At 65.6% G+C, this 24383-nt stretch carries 18 protein-coding genes and 1 tRNA gene; 13 read left to right on the forward strand and 6 right to left on the reverse strand.

Features of this window, described 5'->3' with window-relative positions; all coding sequences use genetic code 11:
- Positions 1-257 precede the first annotated feature (257 nt).
- From rpoB to JJ685_RS16595, 12 genes are all read left to right on the forward strand, one after another.
- Positions 258-4370 carry a DNA-directed RNA polymerase subunit beta gene (rpoB, locus tag JJ685_RS16540; RefSeq protein WP_201675353.1) on the forward strand — a complete coding sequence of 1371 codons (4113 nt, stop codon included), beginning with the start codon at positions 258-260 and terminating at the stop codon, positions 4368-4370.
- A gap of 21 nt (positions 4371-4391) precedes the next feature.
- The gene (rpoC, locus tag JJ685_RS16545) at positions 4392-8624 is read left to right on the forward strand and encodes a DNA-directed RNA polymerase subunit beta' (protein WP_201675354.1); all 4233 of its coding nucleotides are present in this window, start codon (positions 4392-4394) and stop codon (positions 8622-8624) included.
- Between the two features lie 71 nt (positions 8625-8695).
- On the forward strand, positions 8696-9262 hold the full coding sequence (locus tag JJ685_RS16550) for a LemA family protein (protein WP_201675355.1): 567 nt from the start codon (positions 8696-8698) through the stop codon (positions 9260-9262).
- Positions 9263-9265: 3 nt separating this feature from the next.
- Entirely contained in the window at positions 9266-9574 is a 309-nt protein-coding gene (locus JJ685_RS16555) for a c-type cytochrome (protein WP_201675356.1), read from the forward strand.
- Entirely contained in the window at positions 9571-10833 is a 1263-nt protein-coding gene (locus tag JJ685_RS16560) for an NAD(P)/FAD-dependent oxidoreductase (protein WP_201675357.1), read from the forward strand. The genes JJ685_RS16555 and JJ685_RS16560 overlap by 4 nt, the downstream gene beginning before the upstream one ends.
- Positions 10833-12176 carry a 16S rRNA (cytosine(967)-C(5))-methyltransferase RsmB gene (rsmB, locus tag JJ685_RS16565; RefSeq protein ID WP_201675358.1) on the forward strand — a complete coding sequence of 448 codons (1344 nt, stop codon included), beginning with the start codon at positions 10833-10835 and terminating at the stop codon, positions 12174-12176. The genes JJ685_RS16560 and rsmB overlap by 1 nt, the downstream gene beginning before the upstream one ends.
- Positions 12151-12765 (forward strand): DUF4390 domain-containing protein, encoded by a 615-nt coding sequence (locus JJ685_RS16570; protein ID WP_236599024.1) that lies wholly within the window; start codon positions 12151-12153, stop codon positions 12763-12765. Before rsmB ends, JJ685_RS16570 begins: the two co-directional genes overlap by 26 nt.
- Positions 12762-15035: a sensor histidine kinase gene (locus JJ685_RS16575; RefSeq protein ID WP_330901787.1), complete on the forward strand. Its 2274-nt coding sequence runs from the start codon at positions 12762-12764 to the stop codon at positions 15033-15035. Before JJ685_RS16570 ends, JJ685_RS16575 begins: the two co-directional genes overlap by 4 nt.
- 112 nt (positions 15036-15147) lie before the next feature.
- Positions 15148-15864 carry a response regulator gene (locus JJ685_RS16580; protein ID WP_201675360.1) on the forward strand — a complete coding sequence of 239 codons (717 nt, stop codon included), beginning with the start codon at positions 15148-15150 and terminating at the stop codon, positions 15862-15864.
- A gap of 52 nt (positions 15865-15916) precedes the next feature.
- Positions 15917-15992: transfer RNA gene (locus tag JJ685_RS16585), tRNA-Phe, on the forward strand.
- 495 nt (positions 15993-16487) lie between these two features.
- Positions 16488-18122: a tyrosine-type recombinase/integrase gene (locus JJ685_RS16590; RefSeq protein WP_201675361.1), complete on the forward strand. Its 1635-nt coding sequence runs from the start codon at positions 16488-16490 to the stop codon at positions 18120-18122.
- Positions 18123-18258: 136 nt separating this feature from the next.
- Positions 18259-18900, forward strand: coding sequence for a hypothetical protein (locus JJ685_RS16595; protein WP_201675362.1), 642 nt, complete (start codon positions 18259-18261; stop codon positions 18898-18900).
- A gap of 165 nt (positions 18901-19065) precedes the next feature.
- On the opposite strand, the gene JJ685_RS16600 is transcribed toward JJ685_RS16595, so the two are convergent.
- From JJ685_RS16600 to JJ685_RS16620, 5 genes are all read right to left on the reverse strand, one after another.
- The gene (locus JJ685_RS16600) at positions 19066-19305 is read right to left on the reverse strand and encodes a helix-turn-helix transcriptional regulator (protein WP_201675363.1); all 240 of its coding nucleotides are present in this window, start codon (positions 19303-19305) and stop codon (positions 19066-19068) included.
- A 410-nt stretch (positions 19306-19715) separates the two neighbouring features.
- The gene (locus JJ685_RS16605) at positions 19716-20060 is read right to left on the reverse strand and encodes a hypothetical protein (RefSeq protein ID WP_201675364.1); all 345 of its coding nucleotides are present in this window, start codon (positions 20058-20060) and stop codon (positions 19716-19718) included.
- A 33-nt stretch (positions 20061-20093) separates the two neighbouring features.
- Positions 20094-20363 carry a helix-turn-helix domain-containing protein gene (locus JJ685_RS16610; protein WP_236599025.1) on the reverse strand — a complete coding sequence of 90 codons (270 nt, stop codon included), beginning with the start codon at positions 20361-20363 and terminating at the stop codon, positions 20094-20096.
- A 102-nt stretch (positions 20364-20465) separates the two neighbouring features.
- Positions 20466-21014, reverse strand: a complete 549-nt coding sequence (locus tag JJ685_RS16615; protein WP_201675366.1) for an HAD domain-containing protein — start codon at positions 21012-21014, stop codon at positions 20466-20468.
- 6 nt (positions 21015-21020) lie between these two features.
- Positions 21021-21617, reverse strand: coding sequence for a hypothetical protein (locus JJ685_RS16620; RefSeq protein ID WP_201675367.1), 597 nt, complete (start codon positions 21615-21617; stop codon positions 21021-21023).
- A gap of 260 nt (positions 21618-21877) precedes the next feature.
- On the opposite strand from JJ685_RS16620, the gene JJ685_RS30415 reads away from it, so the two are divergent.
- Positions 21878-22030, forward strand: a complete 153-nt coding sequence (locus tag JJ685_RS30415; RefSeq protein WP_408015475.1) for a DNA-binding protein — start codon at positions 21878-21880, stop codon at positions 22028-22030.
- An 83-nt stretch (positions 22031-22113) separates the two neighbouring features.
- On the opposite strand, the gene JJ685_RS16630 is transcribed toward JJ685_RS30415, so the two are convergent.
- Entirely contained in the window at positions 22114-24123 is a 2010-nt protein-coding gene (locus JJ685_RS16630; RefSeq protein WP_201675369.1) for a site-specific integrase, read from the reverse strand.
- Positions 24124-24383: the final 260 nt, after the last annotated feature.

Raw genomic sequence — 24383 nt, forward strand, 5'->3', positions numbered from 1 at the left:
CCTCCAGCCTTTGCCGCTTGTAGAGAGCAGCAGGAAACCGGGTGGTTTGTTGTGCCGAACGAACGTTCGGCCCGCCACTCCAACCGGTTTCCTAGTGTTCTCTGATCCGACTGCAGAGAACTGCTTGGTTCGGGCCTGGTGCAATGCCGGGCCGTCCGCCAAGGTTGGTAGTGGCCAACCCGCCAAGAACGCCGCCCACCCCTTCGCTGGTGTGGGGGCGCGTCAGTTGCCCACGAGCTTGATAGCCCGGAGAACTCATGGCTTATTCCTACACCGAACGCAAACGCATCCGCAAGAGTTTCGGCAAGCGCGCCAGCGTGCTCGAAGTGCCGTACCTGCTGCAGATGCAGAAGGATGCGTACACCGCCTTCCTCCAAGCCGACCTTCCGCCCCAGAAACGGACCATCGAGGGCCTGCAGGCTGCGTTCGATTCCGCGTTCCCCATTGTGTCGCACAACGGGTTCGTGGAAATGAAGTTCATCGAGTACAACCTGGCCAAGCCCGCGTTCGACGTGCGCGAGTGCCAGACCCGCGGCCTGACCTACGCCTCCGCCGTGCGCGCGAAGGTGCAGCTGATCATCTATGACCGCGAGTCTTCCACGCCCCAATCCAAGGTGGTGAAGGAAGTGAAGGAGCAGGAGGTCTACATGGGCGAAGTGCCGCTCATGACGGACAAGGGCTCGTTCATCATCAACGGCACCGAGCGCGTGATCGTGTCGCAGCTGCATCGCTCGCCCGGCGTGTTCTTCGAGCACGACAAGGGCAAGACGCACAGCTCCGGCAAGCTGCTGTTCTCGGCCCGCATCATTCCCTACCGCGGCTCCTGGCTGGACTTCGAGTTCGACCCGAAGGACGTGCTGTACTTCCGCGTCGACCGCCGCCGCAAGATGCCGGTCACCATCCTGCTGAAGGCCATCGGCCTGACGCCGGAAACCATCCTGGCGAACTTCTTCGTCAACGACAACTTCCGCCTGATGGACAGCGGCGCACAGCTCGAGTTCGTGCCCGAGCGCATCCGCGGTGAAGTCGCCCGCTTCGACCTGACCGACAAGTCCGGCAAGGTCGTGGTGGCGAAGGACAAGCGCGTCACCGCCCGCCACACCCGCGAGCTGGAGCAGTCCGGCACCACGCACATCAGCGTGCCCGAGGACTACCTCGTGGGCCGCGTGGTCGCGCGCAACATCATCGACCCGGACACGGGCGAGATCATCGCCAAGGCCAACGACGAATTGACCGAGGCGCTGCTCAAGAAGCTGCGCGCCGCCGGCATCCAGGAAATCCAGGCGATCTACACGAACGAGCTGGACCAGGGTCCGTACATGTCGCAGACGCTGCGAATCGACGAGACCGTCGACGAGTTCGCCGCCCGCGTCGCCATCTACCGCATGATGCGCCCCGGCGAGCCGCCGACCGAGGACGCGGTGCAGGCCCTGTTCCAGCGCCTGTTCTACAACCCGGACACGTACGACCTGTCGCGCGTGGGCCGCATGAAGTTCAACGCCAAGGTCGGCCGCGAAGAGGGCACCGGCCCGATGGTGCTGACCAACGACGACATCCTGGCCGTCGTGAAGATCCTGGTGGACCTGCGCAACGGCCGCGGCGAAGTCGACGACATCGACCACCTGGGCAACCGCCGCGTGCGCTGCGTCGGCGAACTGGCCGAGAACCAGTACCGCACCGGTCTCGCCCGGATCGAGAAGGCCGTGAAGGAACGTCTGGGCCAGGCGGAGCAAGAGCCGCTGATGCCGCACGACCTGATCAACTCCAAGCCGATTTCCGCGGCCCTCAAGGAGTTCTTCGGCGCCTCGCAGCTGTCGCAGTTCATGGACCAGACCAACCCGCTGTCCGAGATCACGCACAAGCGCCGCGTCTCGGCCCTGGGCCCGGGCGGCCTGACGCGCGAGCGCGCCGGCTTCGAAGTGCGCGACGTGCACGTCACGCACTACGGCCGCGTGTGCCCGATCGAGACGCCGGAAGGCCCGAACATCGGCCTGATCAACTCGCTGGCGCTGTACGCCCGCCTGAACGAGTACGGCTTCATCGAGACGCCGTACCGCCGCGTGCACGACGGCAAGGTCACCTACGAGATCGACTACCTGTCGGCCATCGAGGAAGGCAAGTACGTGATCGCCCAGGCGAACGCGACGCTGGACGAGGAAGGCCGCCTGACCGGCGACCTGGTGTCCGCCCGCGAAAAGGGTGAATCGATCCTGGTCGGCGCCGACCGCATCCAGTACATGGACGTGTCGCCGGCGCAGATCGTCTCCGTGGCCGCCTCGCTGGTGCCGTTCCTGGAGCACGACGACGCCAACCGCGCGCTGATGGGCGCCAACATGCAGCGCCAGGCCGTGCCTGTGCTGCGCCCCGAGAAGGCCTTCGTCGGCACCGGCATCGAACGCGTCTCCGCGATCGACTCCGGCACCGTCGTCACCGCCAACCGCGGCGGCGTGGTCGACTACGTCGACGCCACCCGCATCGTGGTGCGCGTGAACGACGCGGAAGCCGTCGCCGGCGAAGTCGGCGTCGACATCTACAACCTGATCAAGTACCAGCGTTCCAACCAGAACACCAACATCCACCAGCGTCCGATCGTTTCCCGCGGCGACAAGATCGCCAAGGGCGACGTGATCGCCGACGGCGCCTCGACCGACCTGGGCGAGCTGGCGCTGGGCCAGAACATGCTGGTCGCGTTCATGCCCTGGAACGGCTACAACTTCGAGGACTCGATCCTCATCAGCGAACGCGTCGTGGCCGACGACCGCTACACCTCGATCCACATCGAGGAACTGGTGGTGATGGCGCGCGACACCAAGCTGGGCCCCGAGGAAATCACCCGCGACATCCCGAACCTGTCCGAGCAGCAGCTGAACCGCCTGGACGAGTCCGGCATCATCTACGTGGGCGCGGAAGTGCAGCCGGGCGACGTGCTGGTGGGCAAGGTCACGCCGAAGGGCGAGACCACGCTGACGCCGGAAGAGAAGCTGCTGCGCGCGATCTTCGGCGAGAAGGCTTCCGACGTGAAGGACACCTCGCTGCGCGTGGACCAGGGCTCGCAGGGCACCGTGATCGACGTGCAGGTCTTCACCCGTGAAGGCATCCAGCGCGACAAGCGCGCCCAGCAGATCATCGACGACGAGCTGAAGCGCTTCCGCCTGGACCTGAACGACCAGCTGCGCATCGTGGAAGCCGACGCCTTCGACCGGATCGCCAAGCTGCTGACCGGCCGCGAGGCCAACGGCGGCCCGCAGAAGCTGGCCAAGGGCACGAAGATCGACAAGGCCTACCTGGACTCCGTCGACAAGTTCCACTGGTTCGACATCCGCCCGGCGGAGGACGAGGTGGCCTCGCAGCTCGAGTCCATCAAGAACTCGCTGGAGCAGACCCGCCACAGCTTCGACCTGGCCTTCGAAGAGAAGCGCAAGAAGCTCACGCAGGGCGACGAGCTGCCGGCGGGCGTGCTGAAGATGGTCAAGGTCTACCTGGCCGTCAAGCGCCGCCTGCAGCCCGGCGACAAGATGGCCGGCCGCCACGGCAACAAGGGCGTGGTGTCCAAGATCGTCCCGGTCGAAGACATGCCCTACATGGCCGACGGCACGCCGTGCGACATCGTGCTGAACCCGCTGGGCGTGCCCTCGCGGATGAACGTGGGCCAGGTGCTGGAAGTGCACCTGGGCTGGGCGGGCAAGGGCATCGGCCAGCGCATCGGCGACATGCTGCAGCGCGAAGCGGCCGTGTCCGAAGTGCGCGGCTTCCTCGACGAGCTGTACAACACGTCCGGCAAGAAGGAAGCTCTGAACGAGCTGTCCGACCCGGAAGTGACCGAGATGGCCGGCCAGCTCGCCAAGGGCGTGCCCTTCGCGACGCCGGTGTTCGACGGCGCCTCCGAGAAGGAGATCCGCCGCATGCTGCAGGTTGCGTTCCCCGAGGAAGTGGCCAAGACCAAGGGCCTGACCGCGACCCGCACGCAGGCCTTCCTGTACGACGGCCGCACGGGCGACCAGTTCGAGCGCCCGGTGACCGTGGGCTACATGCACGTGCTGAAGCTGCACCACCTGGTGGACGACAAGATGCACGCCCGCTCGACCGGCCCGTACTCGCTGGTCACGCAGCAGCCGCTGGGCGGCAAGGCGCAATTCGGCGGCCAGCGTTTCGGCGAAATGGAAGTGTGGGCGCTGGAAGCCTACGGCGCTTCCTACACGCTGCAGGAAATGCTGACCGTGAAGTCCGACGACGTGCAGGGCCGCACCAAGGTGTACGAGTCCATCGTCAAGGGCGAACACGCGATCGACGCCGGCATGCCGGAGTCGTTCAACGTGCTGGTCAAGGAAATCCGGTCGCTCGGCATCGACATCGAGCTCGAGCGCAGCTAAGTAGGAAAGGAACAGAGTTAAATGAAATCGCTACTCGACCTGTTCAAGCAGTTCACGCCGGACGAGCACTTCGATGCCATCCGCATCGGGATCGCGTCGCCGGAAAAGATCCGTTCCTGGTCCTTCGGCGAGGTGAAGAAGCCGGAAACGATCAACTACCGCACCTTCAAGCCGGAGCGCGATGGCCTGTTCTGCGCCAAGATCTTCGGCCCGATCAAGGACTACGAGTGCCTGTGCGGCAAGTACAAGCGCCTGAAGCACCGCGGCGTGATCTGCGAAAAGTGCGGCGTGGAAGTGACCCAGACCAAGGTGCGCCGCGAGCGCATGGGCCACATCGACCTGGCCGCGCCCTGCGCGCACATCTGGTTCCTGAAGTCGCTGCCCTCGCGCCTGGGCCTCGTGCTGGACATGACCCTGCGCGACATCGAGCGGGTGCTGTACTTCGAAGCCTACGTGATCACCGACCCCGGCATGACCCCGCTGAAGAAGTTCGGCATCATGTCCGAGGACGACTACGAGGCCAAGCGCAAGGAATACGGTGACGAGTTCGTCGCCAAGATGGGCGCCGAGGGCATCAAGGACCTGCTGGAAGGCATCGACCTCGACATCGAGATCGAGAAGCTGCGCGGCGACCTGACCGGCTCCGAAGTCAAGGTCAAGAAGAACGCCAAGCGCCTGAAGGTCCTCGAGGCCTTCAAGAAGTCCGGCATGAAGCCGAACTGGATGGTGCTGGACGTGCTGCCCGTGCTGCCGCCGGACCTGCGTCCGCTGGTGCCGCTGGACGGCGGCCGCTTCGCGACCTCCGACCTGAACGACCTGTACCGCCGCGTCATCAACCGCAACTCGCGTCTCAAGCGCCTGCTGGAGCTGAAGGCTCCGGAAATCATCGCGCGCAACGAGAAGCGCATGCTGCAGGAGGCGGTGGACTCGCTGCTGGACAACGGCCGCCGCGGCAAGGCCATGACGGGCGCCAACAAGCGCGCGCTGAAGTCCCTGGCCGACATGATCAAGGGCAAGAGCGGCCGCTTCCGCCAGAACCTGCTGGGCAAGCGCGTCGACTACTCCGGCCGTTCCGTGATCACGGTGGGCCCGACGCTCAAGCTGCACCAGTGCGGCCTGCCGAAGCTGATGGCGCTGGAGCTGTTCAAGCCCTTCATCTTCTCGCGCCTGGAAGCCATGGGCATCGCCACCACCATCAAGGCGGCGAAGAAGGAAGTCGAAGCCGGCACGCCGGTGGTGTGGGACATCCTGGAAGAGGTGATCAAGGAGCACCCCGTCCTGCTGAACCGCGCCCCGACGCTGCACCGCCTGGGCATCCAGGCCTTCGAGCCGATCCTGATCGAAGGCAAGGCCATCCAGCTGCACCCGCTGGTGTGCGCGGCGTTCAACGCCGACTTCGACGGCGACCAGATGGCCGTGCACGTGCCCCTGTCGGTGGAAGCGCAGATGGAGGCCCGCACGCTGATGCTGGCCTCCAACAACGTGCTGTTCCCCGCCAACGGCGAGCCCTCCATCGTGCCTTCGCAGGACGTGGTGCTGGGCCTGTACTACACGACGCGCGAGCGCACCAACGGCAAGGGCGAGGGCATGACCTTCACCGACGTCGCCGAAGTGCTCCGCGCGCTCGACGCCGGCGTGGTGGAACTGACCGCCAAGATCAGCGTGCGCCTGAAGCAGTGGGAAAGGGACAAGACCACGGGCGAATTCGTCCCGTCGATCTCCCTCGTGGACACCACGGTGGGCCGCGCGCTGCTGTCCGAGATCCTGCCCAAGGGCCTGCCCTTCAGCGTCCTGAACAAGGCGCTGAAGAAGAAGGAGATCAGCAAGCTGATCAACATCTCCTTCCGCAAGTGCGGCCTGAAGGAGACCGTGGTCTTCGCCGACAAGCTGCTGCAGAACGGCTTCCGCCTCGCGACCAAGGCCGGCATCTCGATCGCCATCGACGACATGCTGGTGCCGGCGCAGAAGCACGACATCATCGAGCGCTCCGAGAAGGAAGTGAAGGAGATCGAGCAGCAGTACGTCTCGGGTCTCGTCACCGCCGGCGAGCGCTACAACAAGGTGGTGGACATCTGGGGCAAGGCCGGCGACGAAGTGTCCAAGGTCATGATGGCCCAGCTCGCCAAGGAGAAGGTGGTCGACCGCCACGGCAAGGAAGTGGAGCAGGAGTCCTTCAACTCCATCTACATGATGGCCGACTCGGGCGCCCGCGGTTCCGCCGCGCAGATCCGCCAGCTGGCGGGCATGCGGGGCCTGATGGCCAAGCCGGACGGCTCGATCATCGAGACGCCCATCACGGCCAACTTCCGCGAAGGCCTGAACGTGCTGCAGTACTTCATCTCCACCCACGGCGCCCGGAAGGGCCTGGCGGACACGGCGCTGAAGACCGCGAACTCCGGCTACCTGACGCGCCGGCTGGTCGACGTGACGCAGGACCTGGTGGTGACCGAGGACGATTGCGGCACCGCCGAGGGCTCGCTGATGCGCGCCATCGTCGAGGGCGGTGAAGTCATCGAGTCGCTGCGCGACCGCATCCTGGGCCGCGTGGCCGCCGAAGACGTGCTGCACCCCGAGACCCGCGCGATGATCGTGCCGGCCGGCCGGATCCTCGACGAAGACGCGGTGGACGACCTCGAAGGCGCCGGTGTCGACGAGGTGAAGGTGCGCACGGCGCTGACCTGCGCCACCCGCTTCGGCCTGTGCGCCAAGTGCTACGGCCGCGACCTCGGCCGCGGCGGCATGGTGAACGTCGGCGAGGCGGTGGGCGTGATTGCCGCCCAGTCGATCGGCGAACCCGGCACGCAGCTGACGATGCGGACGTTCCACATCGGTGGCGCCGCTTCGCGCGCCGCCGTGGCTTCCAGCGTGGAAGCGAAGTCCGCGGGCTTCGTGGGCTTCAACACCACGATGCGCTACGTGACCAACCAGAAGCACGAGCTGGTGGTGATCTCGCGTTCCGGCGAGATCATCATCCACGACGAGCACGGCCGCGAGCGCGAGCGCCACAAGGTGCCGTACGGCGCCACGCTGACGGTGAAGGCCGACCAGCAGGTCAAGGCCGGCGTCATCCTGGCGAACTGGGACCCGCTGACCCGACCCATCATCACGGAATTCGCCGGCAAGGTGAAGTTCGAGAACGTGGAAGAAGGCCTGACGGTGGCCAAGCAGGTCGACGAGGTCACGGGCCTGTCGACGCTGGTGGTGATCGACCCGAAGCGCCGCGGCTCCGCCAAGGTGGTGCGCCCGCAGGTGAAGCTGGTCGACCCGGCCGGCAACGAGGTCAAGATCCCCGGCACCGACCACTCGGTGACGATCGCCTTCCAGGTCGGCGCCCTGATCCAGGTGCGCGACGGCCAGGACGTGGGCCCCGGCGAAGTGCTGGCCCGCATCCCGGTCGAAGGCCAGAAGACGCGCGACATCACCGGCGGTCTGCCGCGCGTGGCGGAGCTGTTCGAAGCCCGTTCGCCCAAGGACAAGGGCGTGCTGGCCGAGATGACCGGCACGGTGTCTTTCGGCAAGGAGACCAAGGGCAAGATCCGCCTGCAGATCACCGATCCGGAAGGCGGCGTGCACGAGGAGCTGGTGCCCAAGGAGAAGAACATCCTGGTGCACGAAGGCCAGGTGGTCAACAAGGGCGAATCCGTGGTCGACGGCCCGGCCGATCCGCAGGACATCCTGCGCCTGCTGGGCATGGAAGAACTGGCGCGCTACATCGTCGACGAAGTGCAGGACGTCTACCGCCTCCAGGGCGTGAAGATCAACGACAAGCACATCGAGGTGATCGTTCGCCAGATGCTGCGTCGCGTGGTCGTCGAGAACGTGGGCGAGTCCGACTACATCGCCGGCGAGCAGGTCGAGCGGTCCGAGATCCTGGACACCAACGACCGGCTGCGTGGCGACGGCAAGATCCCGGCAACCTACAGCAACCTGCTGCTGGGCATCACGAAGGCCTCGCTGTCGACCGACTCGTTCATCTCCGCCGCTTCCTTCCAGGAAACGACGCGCGTGCTGACCGAGGCGGCGATCATGGGCAAGCGCGACGAGCTGCGCGGCCTGAAGGAGAACGTGATCGTCGGCCGCCTGATCCCGGCCGGCACCGGCATGGCCTACCACGTGGCCCGCAAGGCGAAGGACCAGATGGACGAGGCCGAGCGCCGCGCCATCGCCGACGCCGAAGCGGCCGAACTGGCCGAGGTCACGGAAGGCGCCAACGCCTCCGAGACGATCGACCAGGGCCCCTCGACCGCCGAATAAGCGCTCGCGTCCGCCACTGAAGGGCGCCACCTCTTGCAGGGGTGGCGCCCTTTCTTTATCGTCCGGAGACCATGCAGTCTTCGTCGTCGTTCCTCCCCTGGGTGATCTCGGCCGTCGGCCTGTTCTGGGCGGTAGGCGCCTACAACCGGCTGGTGCGCCTGCGCTCGGAAGCCAACCAGGCCTTCGCCGCGCTCGAATCCGAACTCGCGAAGCAGGTGCACCTGGTGCAGGAGTGCGTGCCGCCGGAGGAGGACCAGGCGCAGTCGCAGTTCACCGGCGGCAGCGCCTTCTGGGGCGGTTTGCAGGGGGCCGCGGCGCAGATGCAGGCCTCGCTGGCGGCGGCCCGGATCCGCCCGCTGGACCCGGAGCGCATCGCGGCCCTGGGCGCGGCGCAGGAAGTGCTGAGCATGGCCTGGGACCGCGCGGAGCGCGACGACGCGCACGACCTCGCGGGCCCGCGCCTGCCGGAGAACTTCAGCGGCGAGCGGCAGCAGATCGTGCGCATGACGCAGGCCGCCATCGAGCATTTCAACCACGCGGTGAATGCGTACAACGAGGCGATCGCGCAATTCCCGGCGGCATTGCTCGCCTGGATCTTCGGGTTCCAGCCGGGGCGCGGGCTGCGGGCGAGGCATTGAGCCGTGCGGCGTGTCGCGCTCGCCCTCGCGGTGACATCGGCCGCCTGCCCGCTGCAGGCGCAGCAGGACACGCTCTACCTGCGCACCCTCGCTTCCAATTGCGCGCAATGCCACGGCACGGACGGCCGCACCGCGCCGGGCTCCGCGCTGCCCTCGCTCGCCGGCCAGCCGCGCGACTACCTCCTCGCGCAGCTGCAGGCCTTCAAGGCCGGCACGCGCACGTCGACCATCATGCAGCAGCTCGCGCGCGGCTACAGCGACGCGCAGCTGGAACAGCTCGCGGCCTTCTTCGCCGCGCAGCGCAAGCCATGAGGCGGCGCGCCCTCCTGCACGCCGCCGCCGCGGCGAGCCTCGCGGGCTGCGCGACGGCGCCCGTCCCGGCCACCCCGCGCGTGATCGTGGTCGGCGGCGGCTATGGCGGCGCGACGGCGGCCAAGTACGTGCGCCTGCTGTCGGAGCGCAGGATCTCCGTCGTGCTGGTCGAACCGAACGCCGACTTCGTCTCCTGCCCGCTGTCGAACCTGGTGGTCGGCGGCAGCCGGCAGCTGAGCGACATCACCTCCGGCTACGACGGGCTGGTGCGCCAGGGCGTCACGCTCATGCGGGACACGGTGCGTTCGATCGACCCGCAGCTCAGGACGGTCACGCTGGGCAGCGGCGCGAGCCTCGGCTACGAGAAGCTGGTGCTCTCGCCCGGCGTCGACCTGCTGTTCGACGAGATCGAAGGCCTGCGCGCGGCGCACGCCAGCGGCCGCGTGCTGCAGGCCTGGAAGGCGGGGCCCGAGACCGTCGCCCTGCGCAAGCAGCTGGAAGCGATGCCCGATGGCGGCGTCTATGCGATCACGATCCCCGAGCAGCCCTATCGCTGCCCGCCCGGGCCCTACGAGCGTGCGTGCCAGGTCGCCTGGTACTTCAAGGCCGCCAAGCCGCGCAGCAAGGTGCTGGTGCTCGATGCCAATCCGGACGTGGTCTCCAAGGGCGCGCTGTTCCGGCGCGTATGGGCGGAGCAGTACGGCGGCATGGTCGAATACCGGCCGCAGCACAAGGCGCTGGCGGTCGACGAGCGTGCCGGCGTCGTCAGGTTCGAAGTGCAGGAAGACGTGAAGGCCGACGTGCTCAACGTGCTGCCGCCGATGCGCGCCGGCGCCATCGCCGTGCAGGCCGGCCTGAACAACATGGCGGGCAAGCGCTGGTGCGGCGTCGATTACCTCGGGTTCGAGTCCAGCGTCGCCAAGGGCATCCACGTGGTGGGCGACGCGATCCAGGTCGCGCCGGCCATGCCCAAGAGCGGGCACATGGCCAACGCGCATGCGAAGGTCGCCGCGGCGGCCATCGTCGCGGAGCTTTCCGGCTGGCCCGTGAACCCCGCGCCCATGCTCACCAACACCTGCTACAGCTTCGTCGACGACCAGCGCGTGATCCACGTCGCGAGCGTGCACGAGTACGTCGCCGCGGAGCGCACCTACAAGGCCGTGGGCGCCTCCGGCGGGGTGAGTGCGGGCCCGAACGAACTGGAGGGCCGCTACGCCATGAGCTGGGCGCGTAACATCTGGTCCGACACGCTGACCTGATGCATCCACCCATCCCTCTCTGGCGGCAGCTGCAGGCTGCCGCCTCCGTTTTGGCGTCCGTGCGGCGCGGCGAATCGGCCACGCCGGCGATCGCGCGCGTGGCCCCCGCCGTCCGCCCGGGCGCGCAGGCGCTCGCTTACCACGTCCTGCGGCAGCTCGCACGCGCCGACGCCCTGCGCCGGCAGCTCGCGAAGAAGGCGCCACCGCCGGCGGCCGACGCGCTGCTGTGCACCGCCCTCGCGCTGGCCTCGCAGGAGGAGGGCGCCCTCTACGAGCCCTTCACGCTGGTCGACCAGGCGGTCGAGGCCGCCAAACGCAGCAAGGACACGCGTCCGCAGCAGGCCTTCATCAACGCCTGCCTGCGCCGCTTCCTGCGCGAGCGCGAGGCGCTGCTCGCCGCGATCGAGGGCGACCCGGTCGCGCGCTGGAACCATCCGGCGTGGTGGATCGCGCTGCTGCAGCGCGACTACCCGGAAGACTGGGAGCAGGTGCTGGAGGTGAACAACACGCCGGCGCCCATGACCCTGCGCGTGAACACGCACAAGATCTCGCGCGAGCCGCTGCGGGAGCTGCTGGCCGCGCAGCACATCGCCTCCGAGCCGGTGGGCCGGCACGGGCTCATCCTCGACCGGCCGCATGCGGTGGACGCCATCCCCGGCTTCGCGGACGGCCTCTGGTCGGTGCAGGACGCCGGCGCCCAACTCGCCGCCGAGCTGCTGCTGGAGCCCTTCGCGCCGGATGCGCCCCTGCGCATCCTGGATGCCTGCGCCGCTCCCGGCGGCAAGACCGCGCACCTGTGCGAACTGGCGCGCCAGGCCCACATCGTGGCGCTGGACGTCGATCCGGTGCGCTGCGAGCGCATCCACCAGAACCTGCAGCGGCTGGACCTGCGGGCGGAGGTCCGCACGGCCGATGCCGGCGAGCCTTCCACCTGGTGGGATGGGAAACCCTTCGACGCGATCCTGCTGGACGCGCCCTGCACCGCTTCCGGCGTGGTGCGCCGCCATCCCGACGTGCGCTGGCTGCGGCGCGAGGCCGACGTGTCGCAGCTCGCCGCGCAGCAGGAGCGCCTGCTCACTGCGCTCTGGCCGCTGCTCAAGCCGGGTGGTACGCTGGTGTACTGCACCTGCTCCGTGTTCCGCGCCGAGGGCGACCGGCAGGTCGCGGCGTTTCTTGCACACAACAGCACGGCCCTTTTGCGGCCCGGCCCGGGCCATTTCCTGCCACGAGACCGGTCGCATCCCGAAGGCGTCCGGGACAATGAGCCACGTGACCACGATGGCTTCTTTTACGCGGTGGTGCAAAAGAGTGCACAGCATGCACCGGCCCCCCCGGAGGCCTAGGAGCCTTTTCGCCCTCGTTTTCTGCGTCCTGTTGCTGGCGGGCGGCGGCTGGCGCACGGCCCCGGCCCAGATCCACCTGGCCGAGGTCACCCAGCTGAAGGCCGAGCGGACCGACGAAGGGGTGCTGCTGAGCGCGGCCGTCCGCTTCGAGCTGCCGCAGGTGGTGGATGATGCGCTGGCGAAGGGCATTCCCATGTACTTCCTCGCCGAGGCCGCCATCTACCGGGACCGCTGGTACTGGTACGACAAGCGCGTGGCCTTCGCGACGCGCCACATGCGCCTGTCCTTCCAGCCGCTCACGCGGCGCTGGCGGCTGCAGGTCTCGTCCGCGCCCATCGGCAACTCCGGCCTGGTGCTGGGGCAGATGTTCGACACGCGCGACGATGCGCTGGCCGCCGTCCAGCGCATCTCGGGCTGGCACATCGCCGACGCCGCGGCGGTGGACCCCGAGTCCACCCACACCGTCGACTTCCGCTTCCGGCTGGACGTGTCGCAGCTGCCGCGCCCGTTCCAGATCGGCGCGGTGGGCCAGGCGGACTGGATCATCCTCGCGGTGCGCAACCAGCGCCTGCTGCTGGATCCCAAGTGAGCGTCCCGCGCCCGCCCGAAGGCCCTCCGCGCAAGCTGATCGAGAGCTCGCGGGCCTGGCGCTGGGCCATCGTCGTCGGCGTCGCGGTGGCGGCCGGCATCGGCATCGTGCTGATGTTCCTGCTCACGCAGGCCACCAACAACCGCGAGTTCTACGAGCGCAACTACGGCCGCCTGTTCGTGCTGAACATGGTGGTGGCCGGCGTGCTGCTGGCCGTCATCCTGTGGGTGTTCGTGCGGCTCGCCTCGCGTTTGCGGCGCAAGAAGTTCGGCAGCCGGCTGCTGGTGAAGCTGTCGGCGATCTTCACGCTGGTGGGGGTGGTGCCGGGCGTCCTGATCTACGTGGTGTCGTACCAGTTCGTCTCGCGTTCGATCGAATCCTGGTTCGACGTGAAGGTGGAGGGCGCGCTCGACGCCGGCCTGAACCTGGGCCGCGCCACGCTGGACACGCTCTCCGCCGACCTCGCCACCAAGACGCGCAGCGCCGCGGGACAGCTGGCCGAGACGGCGGATCCGTCCGCGGGCCTGGTGCTGGAACGCATGCGCGACCAGCTGGGGGCCTCCGACGTGATCCTCTGGAACGCGGGCGGCCAGATGATCGCGAGCGCCGGCGCCTCGCGCTTCCAGCTCGCGCCGGAACGGCCGACGCCGCACCAGCTGCGCTCCGTGCGGACGCAGCGCGCCATCACCACGATCGAGGGCCTCGACGATCCCGCCGCGACCTCGGCCAGCAACGCCCGCATCAAGGCGATCGTGATGGTGCCGCAGCCGAGCCTGGGGCTGCTGGCGGAAGCGCGCTTCCTGCAGGCCACGGTGACGCTGCCGGCGACGCTGGTGGCCAACGCGATCGCCGTGCAGGAGGCCTACCGGGAATATCAGGAGCGGGCGCTGGCGCGCGAAGGGCTGCGCCGCATGTACATCGGCACGCTGACCCTCAGCCTGTTCCTCGCGGTGTTCGGCGCGGTGCTGCTGGCGATCGTCCTCGGCAACCAGCTCGCGCGCCCGCTGCTGCTGCTGGCCGCCGGCGTGAGCGAAGTGGCCGCGGGCGACCTCTCGCCCAAGCCGGCGCTGCAGGGCAAGGACGAACTGGGCGGCCTCACCCGCGCCTTCGCCGACATGACGCAGCAGCTGGCCGAGGCGCGCGCCTTCGTCGACCGAAGCATGGACGAAGTGAGCGCGGCGCGCGGCCACCTGCAGGCCATCCTGGACAACCTGACCGCCGGCGTGATCGTGTTCGATGCGCAGGGACACATCGAGACCGCCAACCCCGGCGCCGCGGAGATCGTGCACGTGCCGCTGGAGACCTACCAGGGCCAGCTGCTGGCCGAGGTGCCGGGCCTGGAAGCCTTCGGGGCGGCCGTGCAGCAGCGCTTCGACGACTTCATGCAGGAGCGCACCCACACGATCCTGGTGGACCACTGGCAGCAGACCTTCGAATTGAACACGGCGCATGCGGGCGCCGCGGCCAACGTGGTCACGCTGGTCGTGCGCGGCGCGTCTCTCCCGGGCGAGGGCCGGCTGCTGGTGTTCGACGACATCTCCGAGATCGTCTCGGCCCAGCGGGCGCAGGCCTGGGGCGAAGTCGCGCGCCGGCTGGCGCACGAGATCAAGAACCCGCTGACGCCGATCCAGCTGTCCGCCGAACGCCTGGAGATGAAGCTCGCGCCCAAGCTGGGCGACGCCGACCGGCCGCTGCTGTCGAAGGCCGTGCACACGATCGTGGAGCAGGTCGAGTCCATGAAGCGGCTGGTGAACGAGTTCCGCGACTACGCCCGGCTGCCGGCCGCCGAACTCAAGCCGGTGGACCTGAATTCACTGGTGAACGACGTCCTGCACCTCTATGCGCGCGAGGGCGACCCCTCGCGCAGCGCCTCGCAGGTGCCCGTTCGGGTGGATCTCGACCCCGCTTGTCCGAGGATCCTGGGAGATGCGCAGCAATTGCGACAGGTCATCCACAACCTGCTGCAAAACGCGCAAGATGCCACCGAGGGGAGCGCGATCCGCGAAGTCACGGTGCGCACGCAGTGGAGCGAAGCGGCGCGGCGGGTCCGCCTGATCGTGCAGGACAGCGGGGCCGGGTTTCCGGAGCACATCCTGAAACGCGCGTTCGAGCCCTATGTGACCACCAAGGCGAAGGGCACGGGCCTGGGCCTCGCGGTCGTGAAAAAAATCGCGGATGAGCATGGGGCCCGCGTGGATCTGAAGAACCGGATCGCCGAGGGTGTCATCCGCGGGGCCCAAGTGTCGTTATCATTTGGAGTTGCGAGTTAACAACGGCACCGAGGCCGTGCGCTCGTGAGTGGGGCTCCTGGGAGGGGCATGCGTTTCGGGGTCCGATCCGAGCAGACGGACGAACGAGTGGCGGTTTGGGGCAAGAAAGCTGATGGCAAACATACTGGTGGTGGATGACGAACTGGGGATCCGCGATCTCCTGTCGGAAATCCTCAACGACGAGGGACATAGCGTCGAACTCGCGGAGAACGCGGCGCAGGCCCGGGCGGCCCGCCAGCGCGTGCGGCCCGACCTGGTCCTGCTGGACATCTGGATGCCCGACACCGACGGCGTCACGCTGCTGAAGGAATGGTCCTCCAGCGGCCTCCTGAGCATGCCGGTGGTGATGATGAGTGGCCATGCCACCATCGAGACGGCGGTGGAGGCAACCAAGATCGGCGCCCACTCCTTCCTGGAGAAGCCGATCACCATGCAGAAGCTGCTGAAGGCGGTGGAAGCGGGCCTCGCGCGCAACAGCGGGCAGGCCACGCCGACGCTGGTGGCGCGCAAGCCGGGCATGGGCGTGGTGGTGCCGCTGCCGGTGCAGGAACTGACGGTGGAAGCCGCCATGACGGGCGGCCAGAGCCTGCCGGCCGTTGTGGAGATGGGGCCGCAGGCGCGCCAGGTCTTCGAACTGGACAAGCCCCTGCGCGACGCGCGCGACGAATTCGAGAAGTGCTACTTCGAGTTCCACCTCGCCAAGGAAGGCGGCTCGATGACGCGCGTGGCGGAGAAGACCGGCCTGGAGCGCACGCACCTGTATCGCAAGCTGAAGCAGCTGGGCGTGGACCTGTCGCGCGGCAAGCGCAACTCGTCGTCGGCGGCCTGATGTCGAAGCGGGGCGGGGGCGCTTCCCACCCTGCTATAATCTCTCCTCTCACGGCCCGGTAGCTCAGTTGGTAGAGCAGCGGATTGAAAATCCGCGTGTCGGTGGTTCGATTCCGCCCCAGGCCACCAGAATTCAGTTCCTTGTACATCAAGGACTTAGGCGGCCTCCTCGTGAGGCCGTTGTCGTTTCTGAGGCTCGCCAAGTCGGTTTTCTGGCGCAGTTTCTGGCAATCGACAGTGGTTTGACTGCGCACGAGGCGCGACTGACTGCGCTTGAATGCGCGTCAGCCGTGCTCAAGCGCTCTGGGTGATTCGGGCCAGGACAGCCGCAGAAGGGGCCGCAACGGGCCTTTTGCCGGCCAGCCATGACTCGCCGTGCGCACGCAACTTCAGCCCAAGGAGTTGCTGATGCGAAAACCTCTCCCGCCGCTTGTTCGGTATCAGATGCGCCGTCGCCACCTGAAAGACATTCAGGACGAGGGCAGCGCCAGCTCGGTCGACGATGCGTCCGGCGACCTCAAGGCGAGGGCGCCAGCCACAGAGAGCCCTAAACACCGGGCATCGCGCGCGTCTAAAGGCGCCAGCCTCCTACACGCAGCTCCATCAACCAATCTGGAGCTGCACATGCACACCAACCAAACCATCCCTGCCAACCTCGACGCAGTCGCCCCCGGCAACATCGAGCACAGTGCCGATGCACTGGATGTCGGAAAGCGTGCGGACGCGCTGGACGAGGGGCGTGTCCAGGTCAAGTCCGCGAAGCGCAAGACTGGCGCGGACGTGGTGGCCAAGAAGGAATGCGCGGACGAGCTCGCGAAGAAGCCGGCCAAGAAGGGGCGGCCACGCGTGACGCCGTACAAGGAAGGCGATGTCTGGAGCTACCGCGTGCGCCGCGGGGGCCTAGACATCTACGAAACCGGATTCGAAAACTCGGATGCCGCCCACGAGGCGATAAACGCGCTCATCACCCAGCTGGGCACCGGCAAGGCTCCCATGTATGGTGGCCCGAAGGAAAACAGCGTGGGCAAATCCATGCAGCGCTATGGCCTGGACCACCTACCCGGGCTCAAGGGAGCGCCGCAGGCAGTCCGTCGCATGAACCGCTGGCTCAAAGCACTGCGCTTGCCGCTGTTGGCCATTCTGCCGCTGGGGCAAGCCGACCAGGCTCCCAAGGGCGTGTCGGTGCGCAAGGGTCGCTATTGGGCGGTTCACCTCGTGCCCCATACCGATGTGGCCCGGATTCCGAAGGGCCTGCAAGACCATCGCGCGGCACTGGTCTCCAAGTCGGCAGACTCTTCGAGGGTGCGGCAGGTCTTGGCGGCCAAGCCGATGCTCAAGCTCTCGCACGACGACCTGCAAAGGTATATCCAGGTGCTGGAGGCCGAAGGTCTGGCCCGGGCGACCGTGGTTCAGGAACAGGCACTTCTGCGCAGCCTATTCAATCACGCCCGGGATTGCTGGAACTGGAACAGCATGGGGAAAAATCCTGGCAGTGGCTTGAAGCTCACGGGCGAACTGGTGGAGCGCGAACGCGTGCTGTCACTCGACGAGCAGCAGCGCTTTGACGAGGTTCTCAGGGAATGCCGCGAGCAGCTGCACGGCCCGGCTTTCAAGCTACTGCTGCAAACCGCCATGCGTGCCAGTGAGCCGAGGAACGCGACGTGGGGCGACGTCGACATGCAGAACTGCATCATCACCCTGCGTACGGACAAGGGTGGAAAAGGGCGCAAGGTGCCGCTGTCGCCGGAGGCCCTCGACGCGTTGCGGGAGCTCGGGCCGAGCGAGGACCCCAAGGAGCCCATCTTCCGAATGACGTACGAATCCCTCAAGGCGGCTTGGCGCCGCGTATGCGAGCGCGCCGGCATTGTGGACCTGCACATTCATGACCTTCGGCACACAGCTGCCACCCGAATGGTGCTGAAGACTGGCAACGCCGTTTTCGCGCGAATTCTGACGGGCCATAAGAATTGGGAAATGGTCGACCGCTACATCAACGTGACCGCGCATGATGTTGTGAAAGTCATGCACGCTGTAGACGCGTCGCCGCCGGCACCGGCTACACCAGTCGAGCATGCCGAAGCGTCTGCGGACGTTAAGGCCCTGATGGCGCAGCTTTCCTCGTTGCATGCGCAACTTTCGCAGCACCTGGCGGCGGCACCCGCACCGCAGCCTGCGGCCGAATCCATCGAGCCTCACGCGGTGCGCCGAAGCGCTGCGAACGACCCGCAGGCGCCTCAGAACCAGACCCGCAGGAGCTGACCGGGCGCTACGCCGGCAAGTGGCTTGAACGGTCGCTCGCCGGCTTACCTTGCTGGACGCCCCACGGTGCCGCACCCCGCTTCCCCCACGTTCCTATACGAGGAGCCCCCCTTTCTTGGGGGTCGAAAGGAACTCCATGTTGCAAATCGCCGACTACGGCGCAAAGCTCCTCTCCCACATCGCCATCGCAGCAGACAAGCTCTCGCTTGGCCTGTTGATGGACCCTGAGGAGGTCGTCAGGACCGTCGCACCGCGTTACCCGGACGCGGTCAGCAACCGTTGGTGGGTATGCGGCAACCTCCACCGCGGCATGTTCGCTGCCGCTCAGGCTGCGCCGCTGCGTCACCTCGGGAAGGTCATTCTCACACCGCAAGGAACCAAGTATCTGGTCCTCGCACAGCAAGCCGGTGCGTGGCAGCACCGCCTGATGCTGCAATTAGCCGGCCGGCAGATGAGGGACTTCTTGGCGGCTAGCCTCGACATCGGGTTCGAGTTGTCGCTGGGTTGCGCCGGCGAGGAAGAAGGTCTGCTTGTTCAGGACTGTCGGTTCGTGTCAGCGTTGCTGGGCGAGATGGACTTGCAGCGTGAAACTGTTCCGCGCATGTCACCGCACCTGCTTCGCAAGGAAGCGTGCATGGTGGCGAGCAGCCTGCTGTCTCCGTCAGAAGTCTGCGTCGAGGAGTTGCAAGTCCCGCACCACGTGTGCGTCAGCATCGTGGCATCTGACGAACTCGTCGCAGCAGTGATGGAAAGCGACCGGCCTGACCAAGGGAACTGACCCACCAGCGCCGGCCGTTCGCCGCGGTCCATGATTAATCCCCGCAAGCCTGTCACGCTTGCGGGGATTTCCTTTTGATGGCCGGCCTGCGCCGGACAACCGAGCCACTCGATTTGAGGCTGGCCAGATGGGAAAAACCCCGCGGGGGCGGGGAGTCAGCGAATCTCAGAGTGGAATCCAGGAACGCTGCGCAGCGAACGCTTCGTCGAGCCATTTCTCAACGACGCTGGAGTGCCAGTACAGCAGGCGGCCTCGCCGCACCCCAGCAGGAAGCTTGTCCGACTTCAACAGACCTTCGACACTACGTACCGACATCCGCAGCGCGTCGGCGAGCTCAGCTTTTGTCAAAAGATGCGGCACAGTGGCATTCGGAGTAGTGACATTCTGCGAGATGGCCTGATTCATTTCATGCTCCATAAAGTGAGTGACTGGAGCCTCGTGTACGTACCCGGCCTCTTTAGGGGCGTCCTAAAGTGCCGGCCGCTCTCTCAGGGCCAGACACGGAGTACGCCGTCGTCGAGCGCGCCATGCTGCGCGTGGCATAGATGTAAGGAGACGCCGAGGCGATAGGCCAGGAGCGCCAAGGCAATCGGGCGTTCGTGAGCATGCGACGTGACATTCGAGCACGTCAAACGACATAGAGCGGTGGCCTTAGAGGCCGGAGAGGGCCAAATCGAGCCAGTTTGCGGGAGCCGCGCTACAGTCGGCACTTCATTTGACATGGTGGGCACGTCATTTGACATGGTGGGCACGTCATTTGACATGACCTGAAGCACCGTCGCGCGCATGTCGAATGACATGCCAAATGCCGCCCTTTAACCTTGAGGGCCTTTGCGCCAGCGGACTTCACCTTCGCCGAGCGACCAACCAGAGTCCACAACGCGCGTAAAGTCGTCGTCACGCCCCACGTTCGGCATATCCCCCAGCACTTCGCGCTTGTCGCTGGGGCCGCCGAAGCTTTTGACGACCACGACCTTTTCGGTCCATCGGGCGCCTGACGCCTCGGCATTGGCGTATGTATCCGGACGAATTTTCGCGGCGGTCACCACCTCCAGCGCGCGCAAAGCGCGCATCGGCCGGCCGTCCACCACCAAGGGTGCATGACCTCCGATGAATGAGCGCTGCTCCTCTAGTATGGCGATGGCTTCGTCGAGCGTCATGGCAACAAGCAAAATCCGCGAAGGGTCTTCGTATCAGTGTTGATTGTCTTGGCGCTGGGGCCCCAGCGCCAAGTCCTGCAGCTTGCGTCCCAATCTTTCGTCCGCTGCGACGGCATCAATGTCCCTTTCCAGACCCAGCGCAGCCAGCACCCGCAGGTAGGTTCCAAGCGTCGCTCCAGGGGCGCCCGCTTCCACCTTGTAGACGGAGCTTCGAGAGATGCCAGCGCGAGCGGCGACCGCTGCTGCGCTCAGTCTGCGCCGGCGCCGAGCTAGGTGAATGCGCGTTCCGAGCGCCGTCAGCATCTGCTGCTCCTGAGGAAAGGTGATGGGCGCTCTGCTCGGCATTTGTCTTCCGTCACAGACGAACGTGGCTCTAACTGTCTAGAACAGCGGACTTCTCTACAATCAACTACATATCGCTGAAATCGGCGCCTCGCCGCTCAAGGGGGTCGCCAGCCGCACCAACTGGCTTCGCAGGGCTGCCTGCAGGTGCGGCGGACTAATGCCTTCGTTCGGGTCGGTGAGAAGCAGGTTGGGGAGCGCCCAGGCAGGCCAGCCGGTTGCGTCATCGTCCAGTGCCAGCCAGGAACCAGGGTCTCTGCGCAGAACGTCCTGGGTGACTTGCTCGCCACGGGACAGTCGGAGGAACCTGTCTTCCCCCATTTCAGAGTGATAGGTCGCGCCGATGACGCGCGTGCGCAAGCCAGCCGGCAGGCGCTTCGCAGCGCCAGCGCACCGATATCGAAGCACCCAAGAGGTACTTAGCACAATGCGCACGTGCGGGTAGGGCTCGAGCATCTCCTCCAGGAGCGCTGCGTGTTGGAACAGCACGTATGGTTCAGGAGCGCGCAGGTACGCGCCCCGTCTAGGATGCCACCAGACGTTCGCGTTGCTCAGTACTCCGTCGAAGTCGAGATAGAGCACCGGTTGGCCACGGCCCTTCGGGACTCTCATCCCTGTTCATGCTCCAAAAAATCCGTCTGCGTGTCCGAGGAGTTCTGGCGGAAGCACTGCAGTGACCGAAATGCTTGTGGGCTTGTTCCCAGGATTGTCCGGTCTCAATCCGTCCGGCGCGAGCAGGCGCGCGGCGGTCAGAACCACGTCGGGCAAAACTGACTCTCTATCGGCGGCCAGTTGGTGCTTGCTCTCGAGCGCCGCGCGCAACTGCGGAGACACCGGCACGCGCACATCCACCGCTGCTACCGATGTTCCTGCTGCCATCAACAAGCGCAGGTTCTTGCCCCGCATATCGGCGAGCAGTTCGGCAACCAGTGTTCCTACTAAGGGCAAGAAGAAGCGGTGCTGAATCGCGCCCGTCTGAATGGCGACCACCCAAAACGTGAATCTTGGTCCGATGCCAATGGCGTCGGATGTGATGATGGCCGAGGCCGACTCGGTTCTGAAGTGCTCCAGTACGTCTATGGTAAGTGCCGTGGTGAAGTACCACGCCGTTTCCGAACCCTCGGATTTTCCTGCGCTGCGAACCAAGCCCCCGTCCCAGAGGCGGTGCTGTGCCAATGCAAGCTCAATGAGTTCCGTGGCGGTATCTGCGTTCATCAAGTGGTCACTGGAAAGGCAAGCGCTCGTGCGGGTCGCAGTGGACGAGGGAGGTGACACTCGACGTCGCCGACCGCTGGAGAGAGGCGGCATGGTCTCGAATTCTGAACACGCCCGCAACAAGTTTCGATTACGAAATTGCAGGGGCGCTGAGAGTAGTTCCTACACAGGGCACCGGGGCGAGGTCCCGTACCTGTGGAGGAACTCTATTGAACCTAAGACGCAAGAAACGCGGACGACCTGGAGTGACACTTGCGGAAGTGCTGCGGGCGTGCGAGGCACTCAAGGCCCAAGGGCGAGCGGTGGGACCCACCAACGTCCGTCTCGAACTTGGCCGGGGAAGTTTCAACACCATCGTTAGACATCTGAGAGCGCTCGGTTATGGGAGGCCTGCGCCAAGGAAAGACTCCTAGTTCAGAGGCGCGTGGGGTTCCACTTCATTCCACGCGCGTCACTTTGATTGACAACGGCCCCCTTGGGGGCCTCCTTTCGTTGGTCACCCCGCGTTGTCGGCGCTGGCCGCAATGCCATTCGGTCGACTGCTCATGGACCGGTACTGCTCTTCCGCATCCTCGATGTTGTTCTCCAATGCTCGTACACCATCCTGAGCCTCCATGTAGTCATACTCTTTGAGCACCGTCGGCAATGAATCGTTGAGGATAAGCGCCACCAAGGCGTACTCGCGGGGATTGCGCTTCAGGTGGTCTGTTGCCGCGATATGCCGGAACGAGTGGGTCGAAAGCCCAATGCCGGATTCGGTGTAGGGAGCTGTTCGAGTCTTGATGCAATGGTAGATGCCTGCTGATGTAAACCCCCAAGCTTCCTCAGGAACCTCGACTGGCAGGGACTTGCGTCGCGAGACACTGGGCAGAAATACCCGATGAGAGGCGCTGGAGTGCTTCAACAGCGGACGTGCCTCATTCAGGTACCGATTGACCCAGACGTTTAGGGTCGGGTGGAGAGTCACTGTGTACGGCATGGCACTGCTCGATTTCTCGTTCTTGAAGTCTGACAGCGGGAAATCCAGCTCCCACCCAGAGCCCGCGCGGCGCAGGTTCGCGGCTGAGCCTCGGAACGTCATGATGGCGAAGTGGTGCCCTCGCAGCGGGTGCCGTTGTAGCATCTTCAACAAGAGCAAGTCCCTCAACCAAGCGGCATAGCTGCGCTTGTGGTGCGCTGGGGGAGGTTGGTTCTCAATTGCTGAAATGATTCGGACGAGCTCCAGCATGGGGGATTCCTGGCGAATCAGCGAACCCATGGTTTCCTTCGGATTTCGTGACTTCTCGCCCTTGCTCTGTTCTTGGAGCTTCTTCTGATGGTCCAGAAGCACGCGGTACGCGGCTTCACAGCGAGCTTGCCAAGCCGTCGCAGAATCGTAGTCACACGCTGCCTCCGGTCGGCCTTCGGCGGGCAGCGTCTGCGCCAAGTCCGTCATCAACCACACTGCGCCGGTCTTCGGGCGCAAATGGCTTCTAAGGTTATTCAGCGCTGTCAGGACGCCACTGTGAAGAATGCCGTCGGAGCGGTTTTGAATCCACTTTACATACCGCTTGATGAGGTCGTCTCGAACCAGCCAGGCGAGTGTGTCGAGACCCGCCGCAGGCAGCTCTTGCCCTCCATACTTTCGGGGCGTCGCGAGATACCCCAGAAAGCACCGGACGAGTTGAAAATGGAGTGCCGCTGATGGGCACACTTGACCGTCAAAAACCGCGCTGCGGTCGATGTCAATGGAAACTCGCGAAGCTGGCTTGAGCCGCCACGTGTTGCGGGGCGTAGCATCGTCGCGGGAAAAGTCGACCTTGATGGCAATGAGCTGCTGCCACTGGGCAAAAAGACGTTCGGTTGGTTCAAGCGCAAACTTGGCGAGTCCTTCCCGGTTGCGTCGCATCCTCTCGCCAAATGTGGTCGTGGGACGTTTCGCATCCTCTCTCCGTTCCGACCCCCTCAGTCGTCGTGCGGGGATGCGGCAGATGAGTGTGTCGGGCCGAACGTCCAGTACTTTCTCAAGTGCGCGGACTGCGTGGAGCGAGTCGTGTTCCGGCAGACCATCACCTGCGAACCACCTTTTCAGGGTCCCCATGCAGATTCCGGACGCTCGACACAAGGCGGCGCGAGTCAACCCGCTGCGTTGGTACGCGAGATGAAGGGCTCCGCTAAAACTTTCGGGGAGGGTGTCATCATTCGCCATTCCGATGGCCACAGAGCGCCACCACAAGATTTGTTCGACGCGGTCTTTTAGCGTCCGCGCCGCTACGTTTTCCGACTGGACGTCTTGGAAGCGCTGGAAGAGCGAGTCAAACATTTCACCGAAATCCTTCCCCAAGGGCATCGAGGATTCGCGGGAAAGGACGGAGCGCCAAGCTCGAAGGGCGGTCCTGAAGTTGGCGATTTGGCCGGTCGATTTTTTGTTGGATGTCAAGGTGTCGACACCACGGCTCTCAAGGTCTGCGTACGTCGAATGCAGTTCGGCCAAGGCTGCGGGTTTGGAAGTCTGCTGTTTGGTCATGCGGATTCTGTTGGTTCAGTTTGGTGTTTCACGGCAACGTGAAACGCGGTTTCACGGCTGATGCCCCCTTTGCTCTGATTTCTCCATGAGAGGAGGGCCCGTACGGCGTCTCGAACTGATACGAGATTTCGAGACAAACCCGGATGGCCACCTCAAATTCCTCCACCTGTGGCCGGGTCAAATTCCTCCAGGCCAGGACGGGGGGATTTTCGTCTTTTCTTCCTTGACGGCTGTTCGGCAAGCGAAGCGCGTCAGGCCGG

This window comes from Ramlibacter monticola (genome assembly GCF_016722785.1).
In the GTDB taxonomy this organism is placed as follows: domain Bacteria; phylum Pseudomonadota; class Gammaproteobacteria; order Burkholderiales; family Burkholderiaceae_C; genus Ramlibacter; species Ramlibacter monticola.